Here is a 5,970-nt window from a genome sequence, read left to right as displayed (position 1 = left end):
CGCCCGCCGACCCCTACCCGCCCGGGCGCCCCGGCTGGGCCGACCCGTCCCCCACCACGCCCTTGCCCGGCCCCCACGCCGCTCCGACCGACCCGTACGCGACGCAGCCGCTGCCGCCGTACGCACCGGTCGACCCCTACGCGCCACGGTCGTCGGCCGCCGCCGACCCCTACCGCGGCTCCCCGCCGGTCGCCCCCTACGCCGGCCAGGCGCTGACGCCCTACCGGGCCCATCCCTACGGCGGACCCCACCCCGTCGCGCACCCCTACGCCTCGCCCTACGGGTCGGACGCGAGCTGGTCGGACAAGTCGAAGACCACCGCCGCGGTGCTCGCGTTCTTCCTCGGCGGCCTCGGGGTGCACAACCTCTACCTCGGCCACACCGGCCGCGGGGTGGCCCAGCTGCTGATCTGGGTGCTCGGCATCTGGTTGCTCGGCATCGGTCCGCTCGTCACCGGTCTCTGGGCGCTGGTCGAGTTCGTCCTCATCCTCACCGGCACGATCCGCGACCCCCAGGGCCGCGCGCTGCGCTGACGGTCCGCCGACGACGGCCGGTCTGCGCCGACCGGGCGCGGATTGCTAGCGTCACCCCGACAGGGCCCGGACGGGCCGCGGACACCGCGCCGTCGGCGCGAGGAGGAGTCGAGACGTGAGCAACGCACCCGTCAAGGTCGCCGTCACCGGGGCGGCCGGTCAGATCTGCTACAGCCTGCTGTTCCGCATCGCCAGCGGTGCGCTGCTCGGGCCGACCCAGCCCGTCGAGCTGCGGCTGCTGGAGATCACCCCGGCGCTGAAGGCGCTGGAGGGTGTGGTGATGGAGCTCGACGACTGCGCGTTCCCGCTGCTCAGCTCGGTCGAGATCGGCGACGACGCCACCCAGGTGTTCGACGGGGTCAACCTCGCCATGCTGGTCGGGGCCCGTCCGCGCAGCAAGGGCATGGAGCGCAGCGACCTGCTCGAGGCCAACGGCGCGATCTTCACCGCCCAGGGCAAGGCCCTCAACGACCACGCCGCCGACGACGTCAAGGTGCTCGTCACCGGCAACCCGGCCAACACCAACGCGCTGATCGCGATGACCAACGCCCCCGACATCCCGAACCGGCGCTTCAACGCGCTGACCCGCCTCGACCACAACCGCGCCCTCACCCAGGTCGCGCAGAAGGCCGGCGTGCCGGTCGCCGAGGTGACCCACATGACGATCTGGGGCAACCACTCCGCCACCCAGTACCCCGACCTGTTCCACACCGAGATCTCCGGCCGCAACGCCGCCGAGGTGATCGACGACCAGGCCTGGGTCGAGCAGGACTTCCTGCCCACCGTGCAGAAGCGCGGCGCGGCCATCATCGAGGCCCGCGGCGCCTCCTCGGCCGCCTCGGCCGCCAACGCCACCGTCGAGCACATGCGCGACTGGGTGACCGGGACGCCGGAAGGCGACTGGATCTCGATGGCGGTGCCGAGCGACGGCTCCTACGGCGTGCCGGAGGGCTTGATCAGCTCCTTCCCCTGCACCGTCACCGACGGGGAGTACTCCATCGTCCAGGGCCTGGAGATCGACGAGTTCTCCCGCGGCAAGATCGACGCCACCGTCGCCGAGCTCGCCGAGGAGCGTGACGCGGTCCGCTCCCTCGGCCTCATCTGATCCGACGCAGCGACGGCCCGGGGTGCACCAGCGCCCCGGGCCGTTCCGTGCCCGGGGCTCCCGGCCTCAGCGCAGGTAGGCCAGCACCGCCATCGCCACCCCGGCCCCCAGCAGCAGGACGACGTCGACCGCCTGGTGGCGCACCCGCAGCAGCCCCACCGACCGCCGCGGCAGCACCAGCCGGAGCACCCCGGCCAGCACCAGCCCGCCGGCGCAGGTCCACAGCCCGACCCGCCACTGCCCCAGCGCGCACAGCACCAGCCCGGCGGCGAACACCGCCAGCGAGGCCAGCAGCGGCCACGGGTTCAACGAGCGCGAGGTGGCGGCGCTCGGACGTCCGGAGGGGTCCATCGGGCCCGGCTCAGGCGGAGGCGGCCATCGCCTCGGCGCGGTCGACCACGTTGCTCAGCAGCATCGCCCGCGTCATCGGGCCGACACCGCCGGGCACCGGGGCGATCAGCCGGGCCTTCTCGAGCACCGAGGGGTGGAAGTCGCCGACCAGCCCCGCCTCGGTCCGGGTGATCCCGACCGCGACCAGCACCGAGTCCTCGGCGACCATGTCGGCGTCCACCAGGTCCGGGACGCCGGCGGCGGCGATGACGATGTCGGCGCGACGGGTGTGCGCGGCCAGGTCGCGGGTGCCGGTGTGGCACAGCGTGACCGTGGAGTTCTCCGAGCGTCGGGTCAGCAGCAGCCCCATCGGACGCCCGATCGTCGTGCCGCGGCCGATCACGCACACCTCGGCGCCGGCCAGCTCGACGTCGTTGGCCCTCAGCAGCTCGACGATCCCCCGCGGCGTGCACGGCAGCGGCGCGGGCGTGCCGAGCACCAGCCGGCCGAGGTTGGTCGGGTGCAGCCCGTCGGCGTCCTTGTCGGGGTCGACGAGCTCGAGCATCGCGTTCTCGTCCAGGTGGCCCGGCAGCGGCAGCTGCACGATGTAGCCGGTGCAGGCCGGGTCCTCGTTGAGGGCCTGCAGCCGCTCGCGCAGCTCGGCCTCCTCCACATCGCCGGGCAGCTCGACCGCGATCGAGGTGATCCCCACCTCGGCGCAGTCACGGTGCTTGCCCCGGACGTAGGAGTGGCTGCCCGGGTCGTCGCCCACCAGCACGGTCCCGAGCCCGGGCACCACCCCGCGCTCGGCCAGGGCGGCCACCCGCCGCTTCAGGTCGTCCTTGATGGCGCTGGCGATGGGCTTGCCGAGCATGGTCTGTGCGGTCATCTCGCTCCTCGGGTGCGGGCGGTGGTCAGTGGAAGAAGTGCCGGGCGCCGGTCAGGTACAGGGTGACGCCGGCCGCGCGGGCGGCGGCCACCGTCTCCTCGTCGCGCACCGAGCCACCGGGCTGGACGATCGCGCGGACGCCGGCGTCGATGAGGATCTGCGGCCCGTCGGCGAAGGGGAAGAAGGCGTCGGAGGCCGCCACGGCCCCGCGGGCCCGCTCCGCACCGGCCCGCTCGACCGCCAGCCGGCAGGAGTCGACCCGGTTGACCTGACCCATCCCGACCCCGACGGAGGCGCCGTCGCGGGCCAGCAGGATGGCGTTGGACTTCACCGCCCGGCAGGCCCGCCAGGCGAAGACCAGGTCGGCCAGCAGCGCCTCGTCGGCGGGATCACCGGCGACCAGGGTCCACTGCGCGGGGTCGTCGCCCTCGGCCTGCATCCGGTCGGCCTGCTGCAGCAGCAGCCCGCCGCTGACCGCCCGCAGCTCGGTGGCCGGACGGTCCTCGTCCGCGCAGCGCAGCAGCCGGATGTTCTTCTTGGCGGTCAGCACCTCCAGCGCGCCGTCCTCGTAGTCGGGGGCGACCACCACCTCGGTGAACACCTCGGCGACCTGGCGGGCCATCTCCACCGACACCGGGCGGTTGGTCGCGATGACGCCGCCGAAGGCCGACACCGGGTCGCAGGCGTGAGCCCGGCGGTGCGCCTCGGCGACGTCGGCGCCGACCGCGATCCCGCACGGGTTGGCGTGCTTGATGATGGCGACCGCCGGCTGCTCGAAGTCCAGCGCGGCCCGGCGGGCGGCGTCGGTGTCGACGTAGTTGTTGTACGACATCTGCTTGCCGTGCAGCTGCTCCGCACCGGCCAGCCCACCACCGGACGGGCCGGTGTAGAGGGCAGCCGCCTGGTGCGGGTTCTCCCCGTAGCGCAGCACGTCGGCGCGCTCCCAGGTGGCGCCCAGGAAGGACGGGAACACCTGCTCCGGCTCCGCACCCAGCCCGTTGGCGAACCACGACGCCACCGCGACGTCGTAGGCAGCGGTGTGCGCGAACGCCTCGGCGGCCAGCCGGCGGCGCTCGACCAGGGTGAACCCGCCCGCGCCCAGCGCCCGCTCCAGCTCCTCGTACTGGCTCGGGGAGGTGATGATCGCGACCGAGGGGTGGTTCTTGGCCGCGGCTCGCACCATCGACGGCCCGCCGATGTCGATCTGCTCGACGCACTCGTCAGGGCTGGCGCCGGAGGCGACGGTCTCGGTGAAGGGGTAGAGGTTGCTCACCACCAGGTCGAACGGCTGCGCGCCCAGCTCGGCCAGCTGCTCGCGGTGGCTGGCCAGCCGGCGGTCGGCGAGGATCGGCGCGTGCACCAGCGGGTGCAGCGTCTTGACCCGGCCGTCCAGGCACTCGGGGAAGCCGGTGACCTGCTCCACCGGGGTGACCGGCACGCCGGCCTCGGTGAGCCGGGCGGCGGTCGAGCCGGTGGAGACGATCTCCACCCCGGCGGCCTGCAGGGCGCGGCCGAGCTCCACCAGGCCGGTCTTGTCGTAGACCGAGACGAGGGCCCGCCGCAGCGGCACCTGGTCGGGGGCGTCGGCGTCGGTGACGGGGATGTCGGTCATGACGGGTCTCCTCGTTGTCTCGCCCGGACGGTGCCGGGGCCGGGTCAGGACTGGGTGCGGGCGAGCCGGTCGACGGTCTCGACCAGGATCTCGCGCTCGACCACCTTGATCCGCTCGTGCAGCGTCTCCACGGTGTCGTCCTCGCGGACGTCGACCGCCCGCTGGGCCAGGATCGTCCCGGTGTCCACACCGGCGTCGACCATGAACACGGTGGCCCCGCTCACCTTCACCCCGGCGGCCAGGGCGTCCCGCGGGCCGTGCATCCCGGGGAAGGACGGCAGCAGGGCGGGGTGGGAGTTGATGGTGCGGCCGCCGAAGGCGTCCAGGAACGCCTCCCCCAGCAGCTTCATGAACCCGGCACAGACGACCAGGTCGGGACGGTGCTCGGCGACCGCCTCGGTCAGCCGGGCGTCCCAGGCCGACCGGTCGGCGCGCGATCCGGAGGGCGCGCCTCCGGCGCGACGTTCGAGCGGGACGACGAAGGTGGGGATGCCGGCCCGCTCGGCCCGTTCCAGGCCGGCGATGCCGGTGCGGTCGCTGCCCACCGCGACCACCTCCACCGGCAGCCGTCCGGCCGCCGCGGCGTCGATCAGCGACTGCAGCAGGGTGCCCGACCCGGACACCAGGACCACGACACGCATCGCCACCCGCCAGACCCTATCGCCTGGCCCGGCGGCGGGCGATCCGCGCGACGGCCGCCCGGGACCGGGCGGCGGCCCGGGTCAGCGCCGGCGGCGGAGCACCTGGGTGGCCTCGGCGTCGTCGAGGCGACGCAGCACCCTGGTGTCCTCCTCCTGTGGCTCGTCCGGGTGGTCGGCTCCCGGGTCGGCGGGCCGGCGACGCACCAGCAGGCCGTACACGAACCCGGTCACCAGCCCGGCGATGCCGAGCACGGTCACCGACATCACCGCCAGCTCGGTCAGCCGCGGCCCGAGCCCGGTCAGCCGTCCACTGCCCAGGCTGCCGCGGGAGGCGGCCCCGGCCACCGTCAGCACCAGCCCGGTGAGCGCCGCGGCGAGCCCGCCGACCAGGCAGGCGGCGTCGAAGCGCAGCGGACGCAGCCCGCGCAGCAGCACGACCGCCGTCACCGCGCCGGCGGCCACCCCGGCCAGCAGCCACAGGCACGACGTCCAGCTCCCCACGCCCTCGGCGGGCAGCGCCCCCAGCACCGGGATGCCGGGCAGCAGCCCGAGCTCGGTCACCATGGGCGAGACCACCGAGTCGGTCGCCACGGTGAACCCCGCGCCGAGCAGGTAGCTCATCGCCCACAGCACCAGGTTGGGCAGGTAGGCCAGCTGGGCGAGCACCAGCACCACCGCGGACACCGGCTGCGGCGCCGCTCCCCCGCTCAGCGCGCGCACCTGCTCGAGGTGCTGCACCACCGAGACGACGAGGACCGCGGTGGAGACCAGCCCCATCACCGCCACCCCGGCGCCGACCGCGCGGGGCAGCCGGCGCAGCCAGTCCGGCAGCGCCCAGGGCAGCCCGACGGCCCGCACCG

At 74.5% G+C, this 5,970-nt stretch carries 7 protein-coding genes; 2 read left to right on the top strand and 5 right to left on the bottom strand.

Translation table 11 applies throughout. From position 1 onward, the window contains the following. Positions 1 to 533: TM2 domain-containing protein (locus DVA66_RS21975; protein ID WP_269801635.1), on the top strand; the 533-nt coding region annotated here is incomplete at its 5' end. A 115-nt stretch (positions 534 to 648) separates the two neighbouring features. Continuing rightward, a complete protein-coding gene (locus tag DVA66_RS16125; protein WP_114560993.1) occupies positions 649 to 1,638 on the top strand; it encodes a malate dehydrogenase in 990 nt (329 codons plus the stop codon). A gap of 66 nt (positions 1,639 to 1,704) precedes the next feature. Here the strand turns inward: DVA66_RS16125 and DVA66_RS16120 are convergent, their stop codons facing one another. The 5 genes from DVA66_RS16120 to DVA66_RS16100 form a co-directional block, all read right to left on the bottom strand. Continuing rightward, positions 1,705 to 1,989 (bottom strand): DUF3017 domain-containing protein, encoded by a 285-nt coding sequence (locus DVA66_RS16120; protein WP_114560992.1) that lies wholly within the window; start codon positions 1,987 to 1,989, stop codon positions 1,705 to 1,707. 10 nt (positions 1,990 to 1,999) lie between these two features. Beyond that, positions 2,000 to 2,857 (bottom strand): bifunctional methylenetetrahydrofolate dehydrogenase/methenyltetrahydrofolate cyclohydrolase, encoded by an 858-nt coding sequence (locus DVA66_RS16115; protein ID WP_114560991.1) that lies wholly within the window; start codon positions 2,855 to 2,857, stop codon positions 2,000 to 2,002. 25 nt (positions 2,858 to 2,882) lie between these two features. Beyond that, a complete protein-coding gene (gene purH / locus DVA66_RS16110; RefSeq protein ID WP_114560990.1) occupies positions 2,883 to 4,469 on the bottom strand; it encodes a bifunctional phosphoribosylaminoimidazolecarboxamide formyltransferase/IMP cyclohydrolase in 1,587 nt (528 codons plus the stop codon). Between the two features lie 44 nt (positions 4,470 to 4,513). Next, positions 4,514 to 5,116 carry a phosphoribosylglycinamide formyltransferase gene (gene purN, locus DVA66_RS16105; RefSeq protein ID WP_114560989.1) on the bottom strand — a complete coding sequence of 201 codons (603 nt, stop codon included), beginning with the start codon at positions 5,114 to 5,116 and terminating at the stop codon, positions 4,514 to 4,516. 75 nt (positions 5,117 to 5,191) lie between these two features. After that, positions 5,192 to 5,970, bottom strand: a 779-nt coding sequence (locus tag DVA66_RS16100) for a cell division protein PerM (RefSeq protein ID WP_232822010.1), incomplete at its 5' end; no start/stop codon positions are given.

The sequence above is a fragment of the Desertihabitans aurantiacus genome (genome assembly GCF_003344635.1).
Taxonomy (GTDB): domain Bacteria; phylum Actinomycetota; class Actinomycetes; order Propionibacteriales; family Propionibacteriaceae; genus Desertihabitans; species Desertihabitans aurantiacus.
The sequence above is the reverse complement of the archived record's forward strand: the minus strand, read 5'-3'. Positions and strand labels throughout refer to the sequence as shown.